This window comes from Rickettsia endosymbiont of Ixodes pacificus (genome assembly GCF_000965155.1).
Taxonomy (GTDB): Bacteria; Pseudomonadota; Alphaproteobacteria; order Rickettsiales; family Rickettsiaceae; genus Rickettsia; species Rickettsia tamurae.
The window spans coordinates 872250-896935 of the sequence record NZ_LAOP01000001.1 but is presented as its reverse complement, the minus strand read 5'-3'; the positions used below and the strand labels follow the sequence as shown (position 1 = coordinate 896935).

Below are 24686 nucleotides of genomic sequence, written 5' to 3'. Positions count from 1 at the left end.
GCGTGGATACCAAATCGTCATTGCAAGCAGGCATTGTTGTGTGGATCAATTTCACCTCTGGGTCATCCCGTGGCTTGACCACGGGATGACACAGTGGGTTTTACCGGTCCACGCAACAATGCCTTGCGAACGACTAAAGGCGTTATTGTATAGCTTGTTTATGTCATTCCCTAACTTCATCAGTAGTATAAGTTTTAAAATCAGGGGCGTTAATTCTTTGTAAAGCAATTTTAGCGTCTTCTATATCTTCTTGCATTTCCTGTAGATAATATTCAATTGCTTTACGTACTATATTACCCTTTTGATCTGTCTAAGTTTTTTGCTGACCATGCTAAACTATTATTTAGTTCGTCCGGAATACTTAAATTAAGTCTTGCCATCTTTTGACCTATATTTAATTGATAACACATCACGACACATAATACTGAAAAAAGCTATAAATACTTATCCAGCACATCCGACATGATTTTTCTAGCTATTGGAGCGGCGGCTTTACTACCCCCTCCACCATGATCAACAAAGACGGTGACGGAATAACGAGGATCGTGATAAGGAGCAAAGCCTAAGAACAAGGCATGATTACGTCTTCCCCAAGCTATAGAATCACGGCTTAAATCATCTTTAGCATTTAGTTTACCTTGTACTTGGGAAGTACCAGTTTTACCGGCGAGCTGCCTATTTTCGCCTAAAATTCTATTATAATACGCCGTACCTCCCGCAACATTAACGGTATTATACAAGCTTTCTTGTATTATTTTGATATTTTCGGGCTTAATATTGACATTATAAAATTCCGGATCATTTTTTAATATTCTAGGAGTATATAGCTTGCCGTTACTTGCAATAGCCGTAATAAACCTTGCAAGCTGCATTGGTGTCACCCCTAGAAATCCCTGTCCGATTGCTAGATTAAAACTATCCCCTATTGACCAAGGAAGCTTTAATTTTTTCTTTTTCCACTCTTTTGACGGTACAAACCCGCTACTTTCAGGAGCTAAATCAATACCGGTTTTTGAGCCGAGGCCAAATTCTCTTGCAACTTCAAGAATTTTATCTGGACCTACTATTCTTGCTAATTCATACATATAAATATTACAAGAATGCTTTAAAGCAGACATCATATCTACCGTCCCGTGTCCGCTATGATTCCAACATCTAAAGCTATTAGTACCAAGAGCAGAGCTACCGTCACAAAAAACGGTTTTATTAGGATTAATGCCTACTTCAAGGGCTGCAAGTACGGTAATTATTTTAAAAACCGAACCTGGGGGATACGAGCTTTGTATTACCTTATTAATTAAAGGCTTATAAGGATCGCTCATTAAACTTTGCCAATAATTTTCCGATAATTTACTGAAATTATTTGATTCAAAACCCGGTGTGGAAGCACAAATTAGTATGTTTCCAGTTCTAGTATCCATAACTATTGCCGAAGAACCTTTAGGATTTAAATATTGCTGTATATTTTCCTGAAGAGACGCATCGATATTTAAATACATATCTTCGCCTGATTTAGTAGGGGTTCCTGCTATTTCTCTTACCTGCTTACCGTAAGCATTTACTTCAACTTTTTTATAACCGAATTCTCCTCGTAACTTGTTATCGTAATATTTTTCAATACCGGATTTACCGATATTAAAATCACTTAAACTATGTATATTTAACTCTTGCTTCTCTTGCTCATTTATCTGACCGAGATAACCGATTAAATGAGAAGTAGTGCTTGAAAAAGGATAAAACCTTAAATATCCTATATCAATAAATATCGAAGCCAGTTTATGCTTTTGTTCTTCAATCATCGATACTTGCTGCCAATCAAGCTGATCAAGTATTATTAAAGGAGTGTGGCGACTAGATTTTTTAATTTTTTGCTTAATATAATTATATTTTTCCGGAGATAAATTTAAAATATTACTAATTATTTCTAATTCGTCCCTATAATTATTATTAATGCTCCTATCTATTACTAGCTGATAACATGGGTTATTAGTAGCTAAAATATTGCCGTCTAAATCGTAAATTCTTCCTCTACTAGGAGAAAGTACAACAAAATTAATACGATTCTTATCTGATAAAGTCTTATATTCTTCACTTTTAATAAGCTGTAAATAAAACATTCTTATTCCAAGCAGTGATAAAAATCCGAGTTTACCTAATCCTATTATAAAGGCCCTTCGTGAAATTAACTCACCATGTAGTATTTTTTTATTTAGCATACTTTTTAAAGTAATTCATAGGAGAGTCAAGTATAAGACGAATTATATTATAAGAAAATATAGTTGTTAAAAATTGAAAGAAAATTATTAAATATCCGTCTGCTTCTAGCTTCTTGATTGTTACTAGTAAATATTTAAAATTCAATATAAATAAACAATAAACACAAAAAACAACAAAATTTATCAAATAGTTTTTAGCTATAAAAAATTTTGAAGAGAGTTTATATATTATATATGCCGACAAAAAAACTAACGAATTTGTACCGATAGGCATACCGCTTACTTGATCTATTAATAGACCGAGGGAAAATATGCTAAAAATATTTAAGGAATATAACGACATAAAATAATAAATAAATATAATTTCCATCGCTGGGAAAATTCTGCTTTGAATATTTATTTTATAACTCACCAACGGAAATAATATTATAAAAAAACATAATAAAGCAAACAGCAATTTCAATATTATTTGTAAGCTATTTTTATATATTTCCTGTTTTATCTTTAACATAAATAGTTTTTTGTTATGTGTTTTGTTTGTAGTTGTTATATGGATCAGTTTTTTCGTCATTGCGAGGAACTTACAAAGTAATTGACGAAGCAATCTCAGGAGTTTGTTATTATTTCATGAGATTGCTGCGTCGCCTACGGCTCCTCGCAAGGCATTGTTGCGTGGACCGGTAAAACCCACTGTGTCACCTAGTTCGCTTGACCACGGGGTCCATAAAAACAATAAAAAATACTAATAATTTTAGTATTTTTAACTGGATCCCGTGGTCAAGCCACGGGATGACAGAGGTAAAATTGATCCACGCAACAATACTTTCTCGCAATGACGATTTGGTATCCACCCAATAACCATATCAACCGTATACAAAATATAAATTAATTTTCTATTTTGTACAGTTTTAAAAAATGAATATGGACTCTACAATAACTCACAACAACTAGGATTACATACTTGTGGTGGAGAAAAATGGCTGTTTTGATATAATATTATTTCTTGTTATCGTAGGATCAAAAGACTTAAGCCGTGGGATTAGGTATATTAGGTTTATCTGTTATATTTTTATTTTTTGACATAAAAACCTCCTTTTTAGCTTATATACTTATCATTGCGAGGAAAATTAGGCTTTGTTGTACAGACCGTTTTATGTCATTCCCGCGAAAGCGGGGATCCAGTTAAAAATACTAATGATTTTAGTATTTTTTATTGTTTTTTGGATACCGTGGCTTGACCACGGTATGACACCGAATGCGTTTTTCGATCCACGCAACAATGCCTGCTCGCAATGACGAAATCTATAGTTATTAAGTAATATTTTTAATTTTCCTCTTCACTTTGTTCTATCGGCTCTAAACCATATAAAGATATCATACGTTCAAACACTCTACCGGCAGTAGGGGCAGCCGTCCAGCTCGCCGTTGCAAAGCCAAAGCTTTCTTTAGTGGGCTTTGGTTCATCAAATCTAATAAAAATAACATATTGCGGGTTAGATGCAGGTAGCACTCCTAAAAACGATGAAGCTCTACTATTTTTTAGATATTTCTTTTTACCCCCTGCACCTTGTGAAAGTTTTTCTGCCGTACCGGTCTTACCACCGATAAGATAGCCTTTGACCTCTGCTCTTTTACCGTTACCTTCTTTTACTACCGATCTAAATAATTTCTTCATTTGGGTAGAGGTATTTTCACTAAAAACTTTTGTACCTATTACTTTTTCATCTTTTCTTTTTAATAAAGTAAGATCATATAAAGTACCGCCGTTAACAACCGGTAACATTGCTCTAACAAAATGCAAAGGACTAATCGAAATGCCGTAGCCGTACGACATAGTAACACTAGTTAACTCATTCCATCTTTTCTCGGAAGGAAATAACGGAGTACCTCGTTCAGGTAATTCTATTTGTAACTGATCTAATAAACCTAATTTTTTTAGATATTTTTTAAAATTGCTTTTACCGATTTCAAGCATAATTTGACTTGTGCCAATATTTGAAGAATATAGAAAAATCTCAGGTACACTATGCCACCCTTGCCTTGGCGTATAATCCTTAAGCTGGAATCCTCCTACTTTCATATAGCTTATATCATAAGCATCATTCATATTTATTGCTCCGGTATCAAAACCGACTGCCATAGTTAATGCCTTAAATACCGAACCCATTTCGTAAATGCCGAGACTTGCTATATTAAACAACTCTTCCGGTTTTGCTAAACTCGGATGATGAGGATCGAAATCAGGCTTATTTACTAATGCTAAAATCTCGCCGTTATTTGGATCGGCAATAATACCTACTGCTCCTATAGCCTTAAATTGCTTTAAAGTTTTATCAATCTCTTCACTTAAAATACTTTGTAATCTGATATCAATAGATAATTGAAGTGGTTCTTTCCGATTCTTTGGTTCGTTTAATTCATAATCAGAATTAGTTAAATATTTATCGTAAGCGAGTTCTAAGCCACTAAGCCCTACCGAATCTCTACCTACATAACCGACAACATGCGACAATAAATTAGAAAATGTATAAATTCGTTTCTGCTCTTCTTCAAATTCAAAACCAAGTAACCCAAGGCTAGTTATCTTTTCTTGCTGACTAGGTAATAAATCTCTTTTTACCCATATAAAGCTTTTATTTGACTTAAGTTCTGCAAGTAATTTAGCCTTATTAATATCAGGTAGAATTTCTGCTAGCTTTTTTACGGAAGTTTCAGGATCAAGTACTATTTGTGGATTAGCAAATAATGATGCTGAAGGTAGGTTAACGGCTAATAAATTACCGTTTCGATCAACTATTTCTTTTCTAAATTGATGATTTTTTTTAAAAGAATTTTGGTTTTTATCGTAAACATTTGTAGCAACGATTATTAACCGGTAAGATAAAGTACAAAAAAGAAAAGAAAAGCCACAAATAACCATTAATAATCGGATTTTTGTATTTTTACTACAAACATTCCAAATTATCAGACTTTTAATTGCAGGTTTCCATTTTTCCAAAATTTGTTTCATATGTTATTTATGGTGTTTTAAGTGGGTAGCGATCCCGTCATGATAGGAGGCATTGTTGCGTGGATCAATTTTACCTCTGTCATCCCGTGGCTTGACCACGGGATCCAGTTAAAAATACTAAAATTATTAGTATTTTTTATTGTTTTTATGGCCCCCGTGGTCAAGACACGAGGTGACACAGTGGGTTTTACCGGTCCACGCAACAATGTCCGCTCGCAATGACGTTTAAGGCTTCGTCCTACTCGAAACAGTCTGTATATACTTATTATTCGTAATTCTTTTGTAACGCCATTTACTACTCTTTGAAATACTAATATTATGATTAAATTTAATATTTTGATTGATATTTGGCCCTAACGGATCTTTTATCATTTGATAAGATTTAACTGTTTCTAATTTTAAATAAGCTGCCACAAGTTTTTCCAATCTAGCCGGCAAAAGTAGATAAGCTTGCTCTGCTTTTAAAATATGAATATTATTATTCTCACTATTTATCTGTTTTACAACGCTACTTAATTGATAATCAAGAGTTGAGACTCGCTCCTTTATGCTGAACAAACTACATATTGCTATAATTGTTATCAATAATGTTAAATAGTGAAACTTTCTTATACTCATAATTAATTACTCATATATCGCTTTTGCTGCTCGAAGTTTTGCCGATCTCGCTCTAATATTTAGCCCTACTTCTTTATCTGACGGTGCTAGAGCTTTGTTAGTAATAATCTTAAGCCATTTATCTGGATCAATTGCCATATCGTCTTTAGCATATTTTGACCTTGCTACCGGCTTTTCTGAATTTTCTTTAAAGAAATTCTTAACTATCCTGTCTTCTAAAGAGTGAAAAGACACCACAACTAAACGTCCGTCTTTCTTTAATATATTTTTTACATTCGCTAAAAACCGCTCTAACTCCCCAAGCTCATCGTTTATATAAATCCTAATGGCTTGAAAGGTTTTAGTGGCAGGATCAATTTTGCCTTTTCTAAATCCTATACTATTTCTAACAATCTCGGCTAACTTGTCCGTGCTATCAATTCTCGCCGTTTTTCTATATTCTACGATTCTCCTAGCAATTCTTCGTGAAAAGCTCTCATCTCCGTATTTGTAAATTACGTCAGCTAGCTCTTTTTCCTCTGCCGTATTTACAAACTCCTCGGCATTAAGTCCCTGCCCACTCATACGCATATCAAGCGGTCCGTCATGCAAAAACGAAAATCCTCTATCTGCTATATCTAACTGCATTGATGAAACGCCTAAATCCAGCACTATCCCATCAAAATTTTTTTTCTTAAGTTTTGTAAAGCTATCCGCAAAATTCGTTTCTATAAAATCAAACCTCTCACCGTAATTTTGCTTAATTTCTTCGGCTCTTTTAATCACGTTCGGATCACGATCCAAAGCTGTGATATAACAGTCACAGCTTTCTAATATTGCTTTGCTATATCCTCCTGCTCCAAACGTACAATCTAAATAAGACTCACCGTCTTTTGGGCTTAAGGCCTCTAACATTTCATTTAGCATTACAGACACATGAGATTGTATCATTAATGAGCATTCCTTAGAGTTAAACGCTTTTCATGAGCAATTTTTTGAGCGGAATTTAAATATTTCTCAAAATTCTGCGGCTGCCAAATCTCAAAAATCACCCCTTTACCTACAAAACATGCTTGCTCTTCGATTCCTGCATGCTTCATTAAAGATTGCGGCAATATAACTCTTCCCTCACCATCAAAGGAAAGCTGCACTGCTTCCCCGAATATCATAGTCTCAAAGGCATCACGCTCCTCGGAATAAGGATCAAGCGTCTCTATCATCTGCCTTAATTTCTCGATATGCGAAATACCGCATGCTTCAATACAATTATTCCTAATCGACGGATAAGCAATCACACCATTAAATAATTCTTTCCCTAGTACCGCACGGTAATTCGCCGGCACCGACACCCTACTCTTTTTATCAACACCATTTACATACTTAGATAAAAATACATTCATTGGTATAATTTGGGTTAATTTGGGATTTAATGGAAAATTATAGGATATTATAGGAATATAACGTAGTCAAGCGTTTTTAACAGGTAGGAGTTAAATTATTAACTTGTGTCTTTATTGTCATTGCGAACTGGCATTGTTGCATGGATCGGTTTTTCCGTCATTGCGAGGAAATTGCATAGCAATTGACGAAGCAATCTCGTGCCAAAATCCTGAGATTGCCACGCTCCTTTCAGTCGCTCGCAATGACGATATCATTCTTTATTTTACAATGCCCTAATAACTTAACATTTAAAATCTTGACATATATTTTAAACTGAACTAAACTAAGCTAGTTTAAATCAATTAAAAATTTAAAGGTTTAAAATGCAAATAGTTAACATTCACAATGCAAAAACTCATTTATCCGAATTAATAAAATTAGCTGCAAACGGCGAAGAAATAATTATATGTAAATCAGGCAAGCCTACCGTCAAACTTATACAATATAATCCTAAGAAACAACGGCGTAAACCCGGCTATTGGGAAGGTAAAGTTGTTGTAAAAGAGGATTTTGATGATTTACCCGATGATTTTATGGATTTTTTTAAGTAATTGTCTCAGATGAAATACCTATTAGATACACATATTTTATTGCAGTGGCTAAATAATGATAAAACCTTGCCGCATAAAATAGCAGAAATTATAGCTAATCCTAATAATATAATTTTCGTAAGCAGTGTAAATACATGGGAGATTACTATTAAAAAATCTTTAGGAAAACTAGAAGCTCCAAATGACCTAGAAAAAGCCATTGAGGCTAATGAATTTCAAAAATTACCGATTTCTATAGCACATAGCACTTATATTGAAAATTTATCTTTATATCATAAAAACCCGTTTGATAGACTATTGATAGCCCAAGCAATAGTAGAAGGTTTAACCTTATTAACTTGCGATACTTACATATCTAAATATTCTGTACATACAATTAAAGCTTAATATACAAAAAAATATTGATTTATTAATTTTTATTAATAATTACTCTGTTTTGAACATAAATAAAGGTTAATTATGCCGCAATTTGAATGTATAGCCACGATACTTAGATAACTCGGAAGTTATCAACCAAACTTTCCTTTACCTTATTTGTTTAATATTGGCGACAAGCTATTTACTTCCGTACCCTATCATGCATTTATGAAAGATAATACTACTAATACCCTTATAGATTTTGAAGAATGTGAAGACAACTCAAATTATAGAATTCATAACTGGGCAAGAATTTTAATGAGAAAATGTCCGAAAGAAGCTAAACATACTATTAACTCTATAATAAAAGCCGGATACAAAATAAGCTTTATATTTAATGATAGTTTTGAAATATTCTCAAATAATACGATTTCTATTTTCGGCGAGCTATACGATGTTATCGGAAATATAATAAAAGATTCAAATATACCGGCTTTTATAGGCTTTAATACTACTGAAGATTGTATTATTAATGCTAACTTTGAAGCTAATTTAAGAAACTTTACTTCATATGCTTTAGGACCAACAATACATACTGCCGGGTTTATGATGTTCGATAAAGAAGATTCAAACATGCCGTCCGGTAATTCTTCAATTACTTCAACATTTTTATCATTCACTAAAGACGGAGTAGTAACAATTTGTTGTGTAATTTTTGCTATATTAGCTATTTTAAAAATACAAGAATATTGTAAAAATAGTAAAAAAACTTTAGACCAAGATAATGATAACACTTATACGCCAATGGAGCTATTAAGTAAAAAAGAAAATAAGTTTATAGAGCATCAAGATAATATATATAAATCCTGATAAAGATATTTATGAAAAATATAGTACTACCATTTTAGGTTCTGCATCTGAAGTTTAAATTAATTATAGTACATTAAAAAATAATAACCTATAGTGAATGTCATTTAAAAACTTAACCTAATTTATGCTTAAAATACCTATAGATAATGTTATTGTATTCATATATCTAATATCTATTCTACTCATTGGTATATATTACCGAGCTAAACATAGTAGTTTTAAGAACTATGCAAATGTCGAAAGTAAAGCGAAAAATAGTAAGCTGTTATTAATAGCTACGATATTTGCAAGCTCTGTCGGAGGAGCTACCACTTTCGGCATTATGGAAAAGGCTTTTTTGGGGCATGAATATTATGCTTACGCTCTTATACTTACAATACCTATAGATATATTAATTGCGATCTATATAGTGCCTTTAATTGCCAAACATTACGGAGCTGAAAGTATCGGCGACATTATGAGTACATATTACGGTAATATCGGTCGTTTTATCGGCGGTGTTAGCTCAGTCATTGTTTCAGTGGGGTTTTTGGCTGCTCAAATAAGCGTAAGCGGCTATATTTTTCAATATATCTTAGAAATAAATTATGTAAATGGGGTAATTTTAAGTTATAGTATAGTACTTATATATACTACAATAGGCGGTTTACAATCTATTGTTTTTACTAATTTACTACAATTTTTGGCGATGATAATCGCTATACCAACCATAACTTTTATCAGTTTAAATAAAGTTAATTTTGTAGATTTTATCGGTAGCTTATCAAGCACGAATTTTGATCAGAGCAACCTACTTTCTTATACAATTGCAGCAGCTTTAAGCTTTAGCGTCATGAATCTATATCCTACATTTATCCAAAGAGCTTTAATTAATAAAAATCCTACGCAAACAACTAAAGCAATATATGCAAAATCTGCTATATATTTTTTCTTCTTGATTTGCATTACTTTAAACGGTTTAATTGCTTATAAGCTTTATCCAAACCAACCGTCAAATTTAGTATTACCTTATTTAATCAACCAAATCATCCCGACTTTAATTCAAGGGATAGTAATGAGCGGCCTCTTAGCTGCCGTTATGTCTACTGCCGATTCTGATTTAAACGTTACTTCTATAGCTCTCGTTAAGGACATAATTAACCCTACACTTAAAGTAAAAAATCAGCAAAAATTATTATTAATTGCTCGAATTATTAACGTTATAATAGGAAGTTTTGCAATAATTGTAGCTTTAAAATTTAGTAATGTAATTGACTTAGTAGTGTTCTTTACCGGTTTTTGGGGACCGGTAATATTAGTACCGTTAATAACAACACTTTTTGGTATCAGAACATCTAAAACCGCAATGGCTTTATCATCACTCGGCGGAGCAGCTACTTTTTTAACGTGGGAATATTATTCTTTATACCTAAAATATTTTAACCTGAAAGGAGTATTTATAGGGACAATGACAAGTCTGATAATATTTATTTTAGGACGAAACGTCATTGCGAGCAGCCATAGGCTGCGTGGCAATCCAGAAAAATAATAAAAAAATGCATAGCATTTTTTTTCTTCCTTGCTTAGTCAATTACTTACGTAATTTCCTCGCAATCTAATACTACCTGCATAGTCTCTGCGTTAGTACGATATTTTCCTATAGCACCCAAATCTCTTCTACCGTTAGTTAATATTTCATGCCAACGAAACAAACAATCATGACTTAAGAGCTGCTTATACGAATAATACATATCGGCTAGCAATTCGGAAATGCCGGTTTCTGCAGGTGAGGCTTTCCTATTATCCGTTGCTATATTAAAGTAACGCTTTATAGAAGATTGTACGCTAGCTCTATTTAGATATTCACCTTCAATTTCAGAACTATTCAATGCTTCGTCACTTGCAAGCATAACAATTAAGTTATTTTGATCTGCTTCTGAAAGATATTTAGTTGCTCCTAAAAGAATACCGCTATTTTTAACAAAATTTTTCTCTAAATCTAATATATGTTTCTGATCATATTCAAAGTTAGGCCAATCCTTATTCTACCAGTTCCATATCATGAGTTATATATACTTTTTTCTATATAAAGCTGATACCCAAAACAGTTATTGCAATTATTGCTATTACGTACATAATATGGTACACTTGAGTATACAACTTTTTTAGAGATAATATTGTGGCTATTTATACAAGCTCGCAAGCACGAGCTAAATTATTCACTCTTATTGATGAGACAAATAAAACTCATGAACCTATTTATATAAAGGGAAAACGTAATAATGCGGTAATCATATCAGAACAAGATTACGAAGGGTTGCAAGAGACTTTATATTTGTACTCTAAACCAGGCTTAGTAGAAAGTAATTCTCGAAGCTAGTAAAGAACCGTTAGAAGAATGTATTAGTCATGAAGAAGCATGGAAATGATATATACTATACTGTACACAAAAAAAGCAATTGAATATATACAAAATTTAAAAGCAGCTAAATTAGCCGATAAAGCAGAAAATTTATATAAATCCTTAACAATAAATTCAATGCCATTAAATAGTAAAAAACTTTATCGTAATTTAGTTGGTAAACGTTCTATAAGAATTAATTTACAACATAGATTAGTTTATGAAATATTAGAAGATAAAAAAATTATAAAAATACTTAGCATGTGGGGACATTATGAGTAATTATTCATCAATCCTTATGCAACGCTCTAAAAATCATCTCGGCAAGTGACCTACTAATGCCGTTTACTTTAGCAAGCTCATCTATGGTTGCATCACATACTGCTTTGTATGAACCGAAATAATGCAGCAATGCTTTTTTACGAGTTTCACCTACGCCCTCTATATCGTCAAGGCTTGATATTTTTATAGCACGTGATCTACCTAATCTATGATTCTTTATGGCAAAATTATGAGCTTCATCTCGTAAGATTTGTAAATATTTCATAATCGGCAAATTTTTATCCAAAGTAAATACTTCTTTACCTGTCATATGGAATTGTTCAAGACCGGCATTTCTATCTACTCCTTTCGACATACAAACAAAAGGAATATTCATTTCAAATTTATCCATTACCTCTTTAACAATGCCTAAATGCCCTCTGTCGCCGTCTATAATCATTAAGTTTGGCAATTTATGCGGCTCATTCTTAAGTCTAGTTAATCTTCGTGTTAAAACTTGCCGAAGCATTTCATAATCGTCACCTTTAGTCATGTCATCCCCGCAAGGCATTGTTGCGTGGATCAATTTTACCTCTGTCATCCCGTGGTCAAGCCACGGGATCCAGTTAAAAATACTAAAATTATTAGTATTTTTTATTGTTTTTATGGACCCCGTGGTCAAGCCACAGGGTGACACAGTGGATTTTACCGGTCTACGCAACAATGCCTCCCCGCGAAGGCGGGGATCCAGATTGTTTATTAATGTACTGGATCCCGCTACAAGCTCGCGGGATGACAGTGGGAAAGTGCGGGAGGACAATGAGAAAACCCGATATTCCTTTTTATCAAAACCGGCTTTACCGGCAACTACCATAACACCAACCGCAAACTTACCTTGAATATGGCTATTATCATAAATCTCAATTCTTTCAGGAATTTCAGAAAGACCAAATAGCTCTTTGATTTCAAGCATAATCTCTTGATTTTTTGCAAATTTCTTCAAATATTGCTCTAGAGAGAATAAAGCATTTATTGCGGCGTTCTGAACTAGATTGGCCTTACCTCCACTAATAGGTATTATAATATTGAGTTTAGTAATATTATTGATTTTCTTAATCGCCTCTATCACATTCTCTTTATCATTGATTTCATGATTAATTATAATTTCCGCAGGCACTTGTTGTTTTTGATAAAATTGTAATAAAAAATATTCTAATACTTCTTCTTTAGTACTATTTTCGGTAGAAGTAGGAAAATAAGGAATATTACCGCATGCTTGCCCTGCCCTATATAAAAACACTTCTACACAATAATGTCCGTTCTTTTCTACAATAGCGATTATATCTGCGTCTTTAACAATATCTGAAACACCTGCCTTAAGCTGCACATAACTAAGTGCCTTAATACGGTCTCTGATTTCTGCCGCCTCTTCAAAACGCATCTGACTACTTAGCTCTTCCATCTTTTTAGATAAGTTCTCTTGGAGTTCTTTAGTACGACCTTGTAAGAAATCTTTTACCTGCGTTACTAAGTCTCTATAGTCTTCCTTGTTTATTTTACCGACGCAAGGAGCATAACAACGTTTTATTTCATATTGTAAGCAAGGGCGAGTGCGTGAATTAAAGCAATTATCCGTGCAGGAACGTAATTTAAAAATTTTTTGTAGTTCGGTCAAAGTAGTATTAACTTCCGTAGGTGAGGCAAAAGGACCGAAAAATTTTCCGTCATTTAGAGTTTTACCTCGATATTTTAGCAATTGCGGAAAATCATGATCTAAACGTAACTTGATGAAAGGAAAAGACTTGTCGTCCTTAAGAAGAATATTAAATTTCGGCTGAAATTTTTTGATTAGCTGTGCTTCTAAAAGTAGTGCTTCAACTTCGGAATTAGTGATGCTGTACTCTAAAAAACAAGTATTTGCAATCATCCGAAGCGTCTTATTATCTAAATCGCTTTTAATGTAATTAGTAAGGCGTTTCTTTAAATTTTTAGCTTTACCGACATAGATAACTTGCTTGTTAACGTCAAACATTCGATAAACCCCTGAACGTTCAGGAGCATCTATAAGTTTAGATTTAATTAACTCACTTCCGGTAATTTCTAGGGTCATGTGTATAGTTTCCTATGTCATTCCCGCGAAGGCGGGAATCCAGTAAAACCTATAAAAAACTTGTTTTTTTAGGTTTAATTTTTTATATCAATATTAAGATTATTTTTTCTGGATTCCCGCCTTCGCGGGAATGACATAGAAGAGTGAACCATGCAACAATAACCTTCAATTCCCCGTTGTATTATACGGATTGTCATTTGCTACTTTAACATCCACTGTTTTTCGTGTATTGTCATCAAAGAAAAAGGTTATTTTAAACTCATCTCCTACATTTAAATCTACTTTTGGGTCATAAAGCATAATATGCATGCCACCAGGCTTAAAATCAACATTAATATTACCGGCGATTGAAAATGGATAATCCACTTTTACCATTTTACTAACCCCTTGATCATTAATTGTTTGATGAATTTCTATTCCACTTATCTTATCTGAAGATATATTCACTAAATTATAACTCTTACTTCTACTATTTATTAATGTAAAATACATAGCAGAATTGCTAACTTTACCTTGCACATTTGTTGTAGGTCTTGCCCAAGGCTGTGCAAAGTTAACGGCTGCCTCTGCAGGTAATAGATCATCGAGCTGATCAGAAGAAGAATTTGTAGAATTAGGATTTTGAGCTGTTTGGTTATCAGCATAGCTTACTGCACAAATTAAAGTTATAAAACCAACTAATAAAGTTTTTAGCATAATAGTACCTATGATAAATTAAAATAGGATATTAGCATAAGTTATTTTTTTGCAAAATATTCTTACGCACCTCTTCAGGAAATTTCTCTATTGCATAACGTAGCATAGTTCTTGGCATTTGTAATAATATAACGCTCCAAAAAATCTATTAACTGCTTTTCATCTTTTTTGCCTGCTTCACGTAGCATCCAACCTATTGCTTTATGCATTAAATCATGTTTATCGTTTAAGAGTAATTTTGCTATTTCAAAAGTCGTATCTAACTCATTATTTTTAATAAAATACCAAGTAGCAACTATAGCTATTCGTCTTTCCCAAAGAATTTCCGATTTTGTTAATGTAAAAAGATAATCCTTTTCTTTATCCCATAAATAAGCTCCAATTATATGATGGGCTGAAGCATCCACTAAATTCCAATTATTTACGTGTTTTATATTGTTTAAATAAAAATTATAAAAAAACTCTTTATCTTGTGCTTTCTGATATTGCATAATCAAAATAGCTAACGCTAAAAATCTCTCTTCATTAAATTCTGAAGTAATAAGGCGGCTTAAATCCCCCACATCTAAATTATAATAACTTTTAGCTATTTTACGTAAAGTCGGTACGGTAACCCCAATAAACCGGTCATGCTCTCCATACTCTCCTTTCCTAGTTTTAAAGAACAGCGTTCTACGTTCTAAAGGAATAGTAGCGTTCTCAAGTAAAATATTTCTAATTTGTTGTAAATTTTCTCTCATGTTCAATAAGCCATTTTTTACGATGTAATCCCCCGCCATATCCTCCAAGTTCGCCATTGCTATTAATAATACGATGACAAGGAACAATTATTGCTAACTGATTCATACCGTTAGCATTTGCAACAGCTCTATAAGAAGTAGGTTTGCCCAAAGCTTTAGCCTGATTTAAATAACTTCGTGTTTCACCGTAAGGTATATTAATTAATTCTTGCCAAGCCATTTTTTGAAATTCGCTTCCTAAAAGATATATAGGCGTATTAAATTTTTGTAAAGTACCGGTAAAGTAAAATTTAAGCTCCTCTTCAATCATTAAAATTGGTTCAGTACTTCCAGGAATAATAGCAGATTTCGTCTTAATTCTTAGCCTTTCAATTTCCAGCTCTAGACCTCTTCTATCAACAAATTCTAATAAATAAAGTAATTTTTCATCGCTAATTGCAATCATAGCACCAAGAGGCGTATCTAACCAAGCTGCTTTTAAAATATTTAAATGCAGGTTAAATTTTGTCGGCGGTCCTCCCATTATTTTAGAGAAAGCATCTCGAAAACCGCTACTTGATTCATAACCCATATCAATTTGTGTATTAATTACCGATTCACCCATGCGAATTTGCTTCATCGCAATACCCATACGCCTTGCTCTTGCATATTCTACAAACGTCATACCGAAACGTTTTTTAAATTGGCGACGTGCTGTAGAAGCATCTACTGATAACTCATCAAAATCACTATCTTTCCATCGTTTAGCAGGATTAAGCTCAATAGCATTAACAAGAGTACAAACTAAATCCGAAACTTCGCAAGGATGTGAAAGAGGCTTGCAACGCTGACAAGGTCTATATGAAGCATGCAAAGCTTCCTTAGCAGTTTTATAAAATTCACAATTTTCAAATTTAGGTTTCCGTGCAGGACAAGTCGGTCTACAAAATACTCCTGTTGTTTTAACCGCTACAAAAAAGATATTTTCATACCTGTCATCTTTATTAATTAATGCCTGATAATATTCTTGTCTTTGAAGCTCATTAAACATATTAATTTATCCTATAATATAAATTTATAATTATATTATATGAACTTTTTAAAACCCCTGTAACCGAAATTCAGGTATTGATTTTTTATTTAATAATTCTGTCTCTCATGCTCAATGAGCCATTTTTTACGATCTAGCCCTGAACCGTAAACGCCAAGCTCACCGTTATTATTGATGATGCGGTGACACGGAATAATTATAGCAAATTTATTTGCTCCGTTAGCATTTGCAACAGCTCTATAAGATCTTTCCATACCTATTAATTTAGCTTGAGTGAAGTAACTTCTTGTTTCACCGTAAGGTACGTTTGTTAGCTCTTGCCATACTAATTTTTGAAATTCGCTTCCTGAAAGATATATCGAAGTATTAAATTTTTTAAAGTACCGTTAAAGTACAATTTTAGCTCCTCTTCAATTGATAGAATCGGTCTAGTGCGATCTTCAGTAATAGCCGATTTTGCGTTAATTTTAAGTCTTTTAATTTAATCCTTTACTTTCAGCAAAATCGAGCAAATAAAGCCTCTCTTCATCACTAATTGCCAGCATTGAACCAAGAGGAGTATTAAGCCAAGCGGATTTTAAACTCATTTTTTACCCTAAATATAGCTTCTTAATATTATAGTATTTAATTACAATTCAGCTATTGATTTTTTTATTTAACAATTTTAATATTTTAATACAACAATTTATAGGCTCTTAATTATGACAAAAGCTCATGTTTTTAAATATTCTCAAGTAATTTTAACTAAGAGAGAACTCGCTATAATAAAATTTAGCGAAGATAGCGGACTAAGTATACCGGATATTGCTACTATGGCAAAAGAAGAAGAAAAACCTAATGGAGTAATAGATCAGTATAAAACCGGTAAAATCACTACCGAAGAATTTCGTACAGAAATGAATAAATTAATTGAAAACGCAGGCGGCACTCCTATTACCAATCTTGAAACATTTGATAAATGCTGGAATGCTATGTGCATAGTAGAACCTGAAAAGCTAACAGAGCTATATAATTTACAACAGACGCATAAATTTCATATCCACATTATAGGCAATACAAACGAATTACAGCATAATTATATTCAGCAAGAAATACAAAAAGCTCCGATTAAACCTAATATTTCTTATACACTTTCATATGAACGCGGTACATTAGATAATAATTTATTAGCAGAAAACACAACAGCTTATCTAAAAGATCAAAATTATGAACCGGTATGGCACACTGCTAATCAAAATGACTATGACCAAAACGCTTTAGACATATTAGGAAAATATTACGATACGACTACAGATATTATATAAATATTGATAGCTTAAAAATTCTACAATAGCGAATTATGCAATAATTCGCTATTTGCGTTATTTAAATCAAATCATTTAGCTTCATGATCTTTAGCAAAATCAATTAAGCTTTCCACAACATCACTTAAATTTTCGGTATTAAAATTAATCCCCATTTCTTTTTTAACGACATCAAAAAAAATAATCATCAAGTGAATTTCTCATTTTATTTAAAATTTTAGTGTTTTTTGTTCAATGAACAATTATTTTTTCTTAATGATCTCATAGGTATCAAGAGCAATTTTAACACTTGCTTCATGCTGATTTTGATCTGTTTAATTTTGTAAGAAACTAAGTGATTTTCTATAAAAAGCTATTACTGTTTTGTTGTTGCATAATTCACTCGGCACATCATTTTTAAATTCAGCACTTATTTTTTTAACTCTATTTAAAAAATCATTATACGATAAGCGTTTATTATGATACTGTGCTATTGCGTTATTTATAAGTGTAGAGAATTTTGGTAAAAGGCATGATCGATATTAACATAATCCTTAATAGTATCTGAGCATTAATTTGATGAGCCTTATCTCCATCTGTAACGTTTGTTCTAGCAATAAATTGTTCAAATATTTTATTGTCAAAAATGCTGACAATATTGGTCTTAGTAAGATTACCGACAATAACATGCTCATCAAGCAGTTTCATAATTTGACGGGTATATATTTTTTTGTCAGATTTTTCTTCATAACGCTGTTGTACTATTCTTTTGAGTTTATTCAATCTTTTTAACTCATGTTGTAATTCATTAGCTTCTTCTTTTTTTCATAAAATTTATAAGAATTAGAGGCTACAGACATCAAACGGTTAAATTTTTCTAACAATAAATAAAACTTACTGCGTATAACTTCATCAACTAAATATTGCTCAAGTTGCTCAAAATCTGAATTGTTAGGTACATTTATAAAAATATTTTTAATTTCTTGCAGTAACGGAAAAAATTCTTCTATTTTATCGGCTACGGAGAATATAGCGTCTTTTAAATCTTCTTTATCTAACTTCTTCAAATTAATTATATTATTTTCATTTTCATAAACTTTACGTGCTTGTTCTAATTCTTGTGATAATCCCTCATAGTCAATTATATAGCTAGACCATAGTAAATAGGTACAGTTAAATAAACTTTAGTACGTGTTCTACAGCCATACTGATATCTTTGAATTGCCCCGTAACTTTTCTTATTTCGTTCTTAATCTTAAACCAATAATGTTCTATAGGATTTAAGTCTGGGCTATATGTAGGTAAGAATAAAATTCTGCACCCAACCGACTCGATTAATTCTCTTATTATATTATTCTTATGGAAGTTGATATTATCCATAATTACTGTTTGTCCAGGATGTAATTCTTTAGTTAATATAGTCTCTACATAGGTTGTAAATATTTCTTTATTACAATTTCCTTCAAATATTACTGGCGCTATAATTTGATTATTACGAAGCCCCGCTATCATACTGATCCTGGATTTATGTTGATACACTTTGTTTCCATAACATCTAGTACCTTTTATACTCCATCCATATTCTCTACAAGCATTATCTTCTATTCCTGACTCATCAATGAATACTAGAGTTTCTTTAGAAATTTGCTGTATCTTTTCTATAAATTCATTCCTTAAACCAATATCCCTTCTGGGATGAAGATGACTTTTTTTTATAAGTGTACCCTAGTAGTTTTCTATAGTAATTTATTCTAGTTCTTTGTAATCTATTACCTAGTATAATACTTAATTCTTTAGCTGTTTTATCATGATTATTGATAATTAATTCTTCAAATTCTTTGAGATTTATTTTTGCATTATAACCCTTTGCTGGACCATAAGGTTTTGCTTTTATATCTCCTGTTTCCCATTTAAGAGTTTTCCATCTATATATAGTGTTACGACCTATATTGAATATTTTACATGCTTTAACAATTGAGAGCCCATCATCTAGAGCTTTGAATAGTTTCATTCTTAAATCGTAACTGTAACTGCTTGCCATAATTTATTTATTATCATTTATAACATATATATTAGCATAGTATGTACCTATTTACTATGGTCTAGCTATATCTAGAAAAAAATTAAAAAAGGACTGGATCCCGCGATCAAGTCGCGGGATGACAGCAGTGGAATTGATCAACACAACAATACCTTGCGGGAATGACATCTTAATTTATTACAACTTCACTTTCAACTTCACAAAACCTTGATGGCTTTGATATTTCTTTTGTAAATGACAGTTATATTCAAGTAATATGCTTACATTACCTTTTTCAGTTAAAACGCTAGCACCAATATTATAACCGACTTTAGGTTGCTTTGGTAATGCAACAGTTTCATTAACTTCTCTATCTTTCCATTTTACTTTAGTATTAAGTTTTTTACTCTTATTGTTAAAGTAATTTTCTACAGAAGCTTGAGGTGCAGGCGTAATACTTAAGCCTTCAGCTATTTTTTGTGGGGCTAAAGCTACCTTAGTGCCTAAAATACCGCTCCATAAATGCTGCTTTTTAGAAGCAATACTTAAATCTGGATACCTACATCGCTTTCTTGGTACCGTCTTTAGAGTGGCCGTCTTATACCAAGATTTGGAGTAAGAGTAATACCACCATTCATAAGATGATTATAACTTAATAAGGTTTCAAAGTTATAATTATTATTCTTATATTTACTGGTTGCAATAGTACCTAAACGGTTGATTTTACTCTTTACTATATTATGATTATAAGCAAACATAGCTTAGATCATAAAGTTTTTCGGTAATTCTTTTTGTCCGTATAAAGTTACGATATGGCTATCGATATTAGTATTTGACCTGCTACCACTAGATTTAAATTTTGAATCTAGTTTAGTATAAGTGTAAAACTCTACACGGGCTGTTGAAAAAGTTATAAAAAGAAGTAGAAAAGAGTTAATCTAAGGAATAAGCTGTATTTTTATGCTTAAATGAAGGTGTAAAGATGCAGGGTTATAAGCTTGATCAAAGTGTGAGATGTAATAGCCTTAGCTTAAGGCACATGATACCTAATGATCATTTATTAGTGAGGATTCATGAAGCTAAAGAATTAGAGTTTTCTTTTATCTATGAAATAACTAAGAATCGTTATTGTGCTAATTACGGACGTCCATCAATTGATCCTGTATTATTTTTTAGGATGCAAATAATAAGTTACTTATATGGTATAAAGTCAAATAGACGATTATGTAAAGAAATTCAGTTAAATATAGCATATAGGTGGTTTTGTGGTTTAAGTTTAGAGGATAAAGTACCGGATCATTCATCATTAAGTAGGATAAGAGATAGATTTGGGGTAGAACTATTTCAAGAAATATTTATAAGCTTGATTAAGCAATGGTATGAACTAGATATTATAAAAGGAGAAACAATTATTTCAGATGCCTCTTTAGTTGAATCTAATGCCTCTATGAATAGCCTAATATTAAGAAAAGATCAAGGTGATTCACAAAAGAGAGAATTAAAAAAATATGAACGTCGTTATCATGATTTCCGAGAAGGGAAAAAAGTAAGGAAAATATCTAATCAAACTCATGTCAGTAGGACAGATCCTGATTGTAGTCTTGTATCAAGAACTAATGGTTATAAAAAGCTATGTTATAAGACCCACTACTCAATTGATTCAGATTCACGTATTATAATAGATTGTTATGTAAGTACAGGATCACAACATGAGTGTATTGTACTTCCAAGTAGAGTTTGGAATATATTAAATAATTTTTCTTTTAGAGTAAAAGAATGGATAGCAGACAAAGGTTATGGTAGAGGTCCAACCTATGGATATTTTAAATTACTTGGAATTACAACTTATATACCTTTACATGTAGATAATCTTGGTGAAGGAAAAATAAGTAGGGGGGAATTTCAATATGATAGAGAACAGGATAGATATAAGTGTCCACAGGGACATTATCTTTATCCGTATGATAAATTAGATAAAAAACAAATAAAACGTTATCGTATTACAGGAGGGCATTGTAAAAATTGCTCTCTAAAATCAGGTTGTATTTCTGATAATTATAGTAATAGAGGACGATTTATTTATCGTAATCCTTATCAGGATGAAATAGATGAGGTAAAGGTCAGACAGAATAGAATTGATTTTAAGAAAAAACTAATTGAGAGAAAGTGGAAAATAGAAGGTCTATTTGGTGAAGCTAAGGAGAATCATGGTTTACGAGGAGCAAAATTTAGAAGTGTACAGAAAACACAGATTCAAATACTGATGATTGCGATAGTACAAAATTTTAAACGGATACTTAAAATTATTTTTTGGTTTTTTTATCTACTACTATTAAAGATAAAAAAATATTAAAGTATTTGCAACCTTGTTGATTTTTTCAACAGCCCGTACACTTGATCTGACAGGTAGAGATTGATTAAGCAGCAAAAGTGCTGTCAGATAAGTAAGAATTAATAGACTTATCTTGAGCAATTTTAATGCTATCCTTGAAAGTTTGCATAGGAGTTTTTCCATAACAGAACTTTCCAGAATGCGGTCTAGTATTGTTATATTTGTTTAAATATTGATCTAAGTCAATCTGTAAATCCTCTAATGAGCTATAAATCTTTTTACGGAAAGCTATATCATAAAATTCATCTTTTAAAGTTCTATGTAATCTTTCGCATATTCCATTAGTTTGAGGAGAACGTGCCTTAGTTTTAGTATGATCAATATTTTCTATAGCCAAATATAACTCAAAAGCATGATGTTCTACCTTACCACAATATTCCGTTCCTCTATCTGTAAGGATTCTCAGTAGTGGTACATCATGATTATTAAAGAAAGGTATTACCTTATCATTTAAAATATCAGCGGATGTTATTGCAGATTTATCAGTATAGAGTTTGCAAATAGCCACTCTAGAATAAGTGTCAATAAAGGTTTGTTGGTATATTCTACCTACTCCTTTCATATTACCGACATAATAGGTGTCTTGTGCACCAAGATAACCGGGATGCTGAGTATCAATTTCTCCATGAGCCTCTTTAATTTGTTTTGCTTTTTTTAAAGCAGATATCTGCTCTTCTGTCAGTAAGATACCGTCCTGTGCAGATTTAGCTTCTAAAGCTTTGAGTCGTTTCTTTAGAGTTTCAAGATCGTTGCGTAGCCAGATAGAACGTACACCACTGGATGACACTATAATACCTTGCTTTATTAGTGCTTGGCTCGCACGAAGCTGACCAAGAGCAGGATTCTCTATAGCAAGATTTATTACTGCTTGTTCTATATGTTCTGATACACGATTCTTTACTATAGGTTTCTTACGACTCATATCCACAAGAGCCGCTTCTCCGCCCATCTCATATAGTTCCTTGAAACGGTAAAAGCTATCTCTTGAATAGCCCATTACTTTACACGCAGTACTAACACTACCTAGTTGTTTTGCAAGTTCTAATAATCCTAATTTAGGTTTGATTATTTTTTGATCATAATTTGACATATTGTTCCTATTAATTGAGTTTTATATTTAGTTCGTGGATATGATAGATAACTCCTTAGTTATCTACATACCCACAAACTCGTCTAATTTCAATCTTAATATGTCAGATCAAATCTGAAGGTTTACATATACTGAAAGATATAGGTAGAGCACATAGTCCTTTTTATAAACAACCGGAACAAATAACTACTCATAAAAGCGTGTTAACAAAAGCAGTTGAAAATGCAAATACTAACGATCATAAGAAATATAAAACAATACAGTTACAAAAGAAATTAGAACTAAGCGGCACAGAAAATATAGTAAATAGAATCGGGAAACAATTAATTAATAACAATACTATTTCTAATAAAAATACAGGTACGCCAAATAATTATATAAAAAGAATTGCAAAAAAAGATTTAGGTGTAAACCTTCAGATTTGATCTGACATATTAAGATTGAAATTAGACGAGTTTGTGGGTATGTAGATAACTAAGGAGTTATCTATCATATCCACGAACTAAATATAAAACTCAATTAATAGGAACAATATGTCAAATTATGATCAAAAAATAATCAAACCTAAATTAGGATTATTAGAACTTGCAAAACAACTAGGTAGTGTTAGTACTGCGTGTAAAGTAATGGGCTATTCAAGAGATAGCTTTTACCGTTTCAAGGAACTATATGAGATGGGCGGAGAAGCGGCTCTTGTGGATATGAGTCGTAAGAAACCTATAGTAAAGAATCGTGTATCAGAACATATAGAACAAGCAGTAATAAATCTTGCTATAGAGAATCCTGCTCTTGGTCAGCTTCGTGCGAGCCAAGCACTAATAAAGCAAGGTATTATAGTGTCATCCAGTGGTGTACGTTCTATCTGGCTACGCAACGATCTTGAAACTCTAAAGAAACGACTCAAAGCTTTAGAAGCTAAATCTGCACAGGACGGTATCTTACTGACAGAAGAGCAGATATCTGCTTTAAAAAAAGCAAAACAAATTAAAGAGGCTCATGGAGAAATTGATACTCAGCATCCCGGTTATCTTGGTGCACAAGACACCTATTATGTCGGTAATATGAAAGGAGTAGGTAGAATATACCAACAAACCTTTATTGACACTTATTCTAGAGTGGCTATTTGCAAACTCTATACTGATAAATCTGCAATAACATCCGCTGATATTTTAAATGATAAGGTAATACCTTTCTTTAATAATCATGATGTACCACTACTGAGAATCCTTACAGATAGAGGAACGGAATATTGTGGTAAGGTAGAACATCATGCTTTTGAGTTATATTTGGCTATAGAAAATATTGATCATACTAAAACTAAGGCACGTTCTCCTCAAACTAATGGAATATGCGAAAGATTACATAGAACTTTAAAAGATGAATTTTATGATATAGCTTTCCGTAAAAAGATTTATAGCTCATTAGAGGATTTACAGATTGACTTAGATCAATATTTAAACAAATATAACAATACTAGACCGCATTCTGGAAAGTTCTGTTATGGAAAAACTCCTATGCAAACTTTCAAGGATAGCATTAAAATTGCTCAAGATAAGTCTATTAATTCTTACTTATCTGACAGCACTTTTGCTGCTTAATCAATCTCTACCTGTCAGATCAAGTGTACGGGCTGTTGAAAAAAT

The 24686-nt window shown here is 32.3% G+C and carries 26 protein-coding genes and 5 pseudogenes; 13 read left to right on the top strand and 18 right to left on the bottom strand.

Annotated elements, in window-relative coordinates; genetic code table 11:
* Positions 1-40 precede the first annotated feature (40 nt).
* Complete coding sequence (locus tag REIP_RS10990; protein WP_156147427.1) at positions 41-223, top strand: hypothetical protein; 183 nt, start codon at positions 41-43, stop codon at positions 221-223.
* Between the two features lie 211 nt (positions 224-434).
* On the opposite strand, the gene mrdA is transcribed toward REIP_RS10990, so the two are convergent.
* Together mrdA and REIP_RS04810 are read right to left on the bottom strand one after the other, a co-directional pair.
* Entirely contained in the window at positions 435-2216 is a 1782-nt protein-coding gene (gene mrdA / locus REIP_RS04815; RefSeq protein ID WP_045803958.1) for a penicillin-binding protein 2, read from the bottom strand.
* Positions 2206-2727, bottom strand: a complete 522-nt coding sequence (locus REIP_RS04810; RefSeq protein ID WP_037213615.1) for a hypothetical protein — start codon at positions 2725-2727, stop codon at positions 2206-2208. Before REIP_RS04810 ends, mrdA begins: the two co-directional genes overlap by 11 nt.
* Before the next feature lie 103 nt (positions 2728-2830).
* Here REIP_RS04810 and REIP_RS13205 point away from each other — a divergent pair, with 103 nt between their 5' ends.
* Both REIP_RS13205 and REIP_RS10980 read left to right on the top strand, forming a co-directional pair.
* The gene (locus REIP_RS13205) at positions 2831-2962 is read left to right on the top strand and encodes a hypothetical protein (RefSeq protein WP_269429010.1); all 132 of its coding nucleotides are present in this window, start codon (positions 2831-2833) and stop codon (positions 2960-2962) included.
* A gap of 388 nt (positions 2963-3350) precedes the next feature.
* Positions 3351-3512, top strand: coding sequence for a hypothetical protein (locus tag REIP_RS10980; RefSeq protein WP_156147426.1), 162 nt, complete (start codon positions 3351-3353; stop codon positions 3510-3512).
* A gap of 28 nt (positions 3513-3540) precedes the next feature.
* On the opposite strand, the gene REIP_RS04805 is transcribed toward REIP_RS10980, so the two are convergent.
* From REIP_RS04805 to mraZ, 5 genes and pseudogenes are all read right to left on the bottom strand, one after another.
* A complete protein-coding gene (locus REIP_RS04805; RefSeq protein ID WP_045803957.1) occupies positions 3541-5226 on the bottom strand; it encodes a peptidoglycan D,D-transpeptidase FtsI family protein in 1686 nt (561 codons plus the stop codon).
* Between the two features lie 47 nt (positions 5227-5273).
* Positions 5274-5441: pseudogene (locus REIP_RS10975) on the bottom strand (tRNA(Ile)-lysidine synthetase); the annotation flags it as partial.
* 10 nt (positions 5442-5451) lie between these two features.
* Entirely contained in the window at positions 5452-5844 is a 393-nt protein-coding gene (locus tag REIP_RS04800; RefSeq protein WP_045803956.1) for a hypothetical protein, read from the bottom strand.
* Positions 5845-5850: 6 nt separating this feature from the next.
* Positions 5851-6774 carry a 16S rRNA (cytosine(1402)-N(4))-methyltransferase RsmH gene (rsmH, locus tag REIP_RS04795; protein ID WP_023508282.1) on the bottom strand — a complete coding sequence of 308 codons (924 nt, stop codon included), beginning with the start codon at positions 6772-6774 and terminating at the stop codon, positions 5851-5853.
* Positions 6774-7223 (bottom strand): division/cell wall cluster transcriptional repressor MraZ, encoded by a 450-nt coding sequence (mraZ, locus tag REIP_RS04790; RefSeq protein ID WP_008580119.1) that lies wholly within the window; start codon positions 7221-7223, stop codon positions 6774-6776. The genes rsmH and mraZ overlap by 1 nt, the downstream gene beginning before the upstream one ends.
* 363 nt (positions 7224-7586) lie before the next feature.
* Here mraZ and REIP_RS04785 point away from each other — a divergent pair, with 363 nt between their 5' ends.
* The 4 genes from REIP_RS04785 to REIP_RS04770 all read left to right on the top strand — a co-directional run bounded on the left by REIP_RS04785 (position 7587) and on the right by REIP_RS04770 (position 10569).
* A complete protein-coding gene (locus tag REIP_RS04785; protein ID WP_023508283.1) occupies positions 7587-7814 on the top strand; it encodes a type II toxin-antitoxin system Phd/YefM family antitoxin in 228 nt (75 codons plus the stop codon).
* A 9-nt stretch (positions 7815-7823) separates the two neighbouring features.
* Entirely contained in the window at positions 7824-8201 is a 378-nt protein-coding gene (locus tag REIP_RS04780) for a type II toxin-antitoxin system VapC family toxin (protein WP_045803955.1), read from the top strand.
* 198 nt (positions 8202-8399) lie between these two features.
* Positions 8400-9041, top strand: a complete 642-nt coding sequence (locus tag REIP_RS04775; RefSeq protein WP_045803954.1) for a hypothetical protein — start codon at positions 8400-8402, stop codon at positions 9039-9041.
* A gap of 124 nt (positions 9042-9165) precedes the next feature.
* A complete protein-coding gene (locus REIP_RS04770; RefSeq protein WP_045803953.1) occupies positions 9166-10569 on the top strand; it encodes a sodium:solute symporter in 1404 nt (467 codons plus the stop codon).
* Positions 10570-10615: 46 nt separating this feature from the next.
* On the opposite strand, the pseudogene REIP_RS04765 reads toward REIP_RS04770, so the two are convergent.
* Positions 10616-11050, bottom strand: a pseudogene (locus REIP_RS04765) (DUF4172 domain-containing protein); the annotation flags it as partial.
* Positions 11051-11199: 149 nt separating this feature from the next.
* Between REIP_RS04765 and REIP_RS04760 the strand changes: the two are divergent.
* Positions 11200-11449 (top strand): annotated as a pseudogene (locus tag REIP_RS04760) (type II toxin-antitoxin system Phd/YefM family antitoxin).
* The gene (locus tag REIP_RS04755; protein WP_045804327.1) at positions 11446-11703 is read left to right on the top strand and encodes a type II toxin-antitoxin system RelE/ParE family toxin; all 258 of its coding nucleotides are present in this window, start codon (positions 11446-11448) and stop codon (positions 11701-11703) included. The pseudogene REIP_RS04760 and the gene REIP_RS04755 overlap by 4 nt, the downstream one beginning before the upstream one ends.
* Positions 11704-11710: 7 nt before the next feature.
* On the opposite strand, the gene uvrC is transcribed toward REIP_RS04755, so the two are convergent.
* From uvrC to REIP_RS04730, 6 genes and pseudogenes are all read right to left on the bottom strand, one after another.
* Entirely contained in the window at positions 11711-13792 is a 2082-nt protein-coding gene (gene uvrC / locus REIP_RS13670; RefSeq protein ID WP_045803952.1) for an excinuclease ABC subunit UvrC, read from the bottom strand.
* 165 nt (positions 13793-13957) lie between these two features.
* Positions 13958-14488, bottom strand: coding sequence for a copper chaperone PCu(A)C (locus REIP_RS04745; protein WP_037213583.1), 531 nt, complete (start codon positions 14486-14488; stop codon positions 13958-13960).
* 74 nt (positions 14489-14562) lie between these two features.
* Complete coding sequence (locus REIP_RS04740) at positions 14563-15228, bottom strand: DNA alkylation repair protein (RefSeq protein WP_231569236.1); 666 nt, start codon at positions 15226-15228, stop codon at positions 14563-14565.
* Positions 15203-15751: a methylated-DNA--[protein]-cysteine S-methyltransferase gene (locus REIP_RS12500; protein WP_231569334.1), complete on the bottom strand. Its 549-nt coding sequence runs from the start codon at positions 15749-15751 to the stop codon at positions 15203-15205. Before REIP_RS12500 ends, REIP_RS04740 begins: the two co-directional genes overlap by 26 nt.
* A 36-nt stretch (positions 15752-15787) precedes the next feature.
* Positions 15788-16258, bottom strand: a pseudogene (locus REIP_RS12495) (bifunctional transcriptional activator/DNA repair enzyme AdaA); the annotation flags it as partial.
* Between the two features lie 89 nt (positions 16259-16347).
* Positions 16348-16845, bottom strand: a pseudogene (locus tag REIP_RS04730) (methylated-DNA--[protein]-cysteine S-methyltransferase).
* 114 nt (positions 16846-16959) lie between these two features.
* Here REIP_RS04730 and REIP_RS12490 point away from each other — a divergent pair.
* Entirely contained in the window at positions 16960-17562 is a 603-nt protein-coding gene (locus REIP_RS12490; protein WP_231569353.1) for a hypothetical protein, read from the top strand.
* A 477-nt stretch (positions 17563-18039) separates the two neighbouring features.
* Here the strand turns inward: REIP_RS12490 and REIP_RS12485 are convergent, their stop codons facing one another.
* The 3 genes from REIP_RS12485 to REIP_RS09570 form a co-directional block, all read right to left on the bottom strand.
* Positions 18040-18324: a hypothetical protein gene (locus REIP_RS12485; protein ID WP_231569235.1), complete on the bottom strand. Its 285-nt coding sequence runs from the start codon at positions 18322-18324 to the stop codon at positions 18040-18042.
* A gap of 5 nt (positions 18325-18329) precedes the next feature.
* A complete protein-coding gene (locus REIP_RS04710; protein ID WP_231569234.1) occupies positions 18330-18608 on the bottom strand; it encodes a hypothetical protein in 279 nt (92 codons plus the stop codon).
* Positions 18609-18714: 106 nt separating this feature from the next.
* Positions 18715-19582, bottom strand: a protein-coding gene (locus REIP_RS09570) for an IS630 family transposase (protein ID WP_156147374.1) whose coding sequence is annotated in 2 segments (ribosomal slippage) — positions 18715-19254 and positions 19256-19582 — 867 coding nt in all. Because the reading frame shifts where the segments join, the coding sequence is not laid out codon by codon here.
* 1018 nt (positions 19583-20600) lie between these two features.
* On the opposite strand from REIP_RS09570, the gene REIP_RS04690 reads away from it, so the two are divergent.
* A complete protein-coding gene (locus REIP_RS04690) occupies positions 20601-21914 on the top strand; it encodes a transposase (protein ID WP_172686766.1) in 1314 nt (437 codons plus the stop codon).
* A 64-nt stretch (positions 21915-21978) separates the two neighbouring features.
* On the opposite strand, the gene REIP_RS04685 is transcribed toward REIP_RS04690, so the two are convergent.
* Positions 21979-23043 (bottom strand): IS481 family transposase, encoded by a 1065-nt coding sequence (locus REIP_RS04685; RefSeq protein WP_045803566.1) that lies wholly within the window; start codon positions 23041-23043, stop codon positions 21979-21981.
* A 200-nt stretch (positions 23044-23243) separates the two neighbouring features.
* Here REIP_RS04685 and REIP_RS04680 point away from each other — a divergent pair, with 200 nt between their 5' ends.
* Complete coding sequence (locus REIP_RS04680; protein ID WP_045803950.1) at positions 23244-23468, top strand: hypothetical protein; 225 nt, start codon at positions 23244-23246, stop codon at positions 23466-23468.
* A gap of 108 nt (positions 23469-23576) precedes the next feature.
* A complete protein-coding gene (locus REIP_RS04675) occupies positions 23577-24641 on the top strand; it encodes an IS481 family transposase (protein ID WP_045803566.1) in 1065 nt (354 codons plus the stop codon).
* Positions 24642-24686 lie beyond the last annotated feature (45 nt).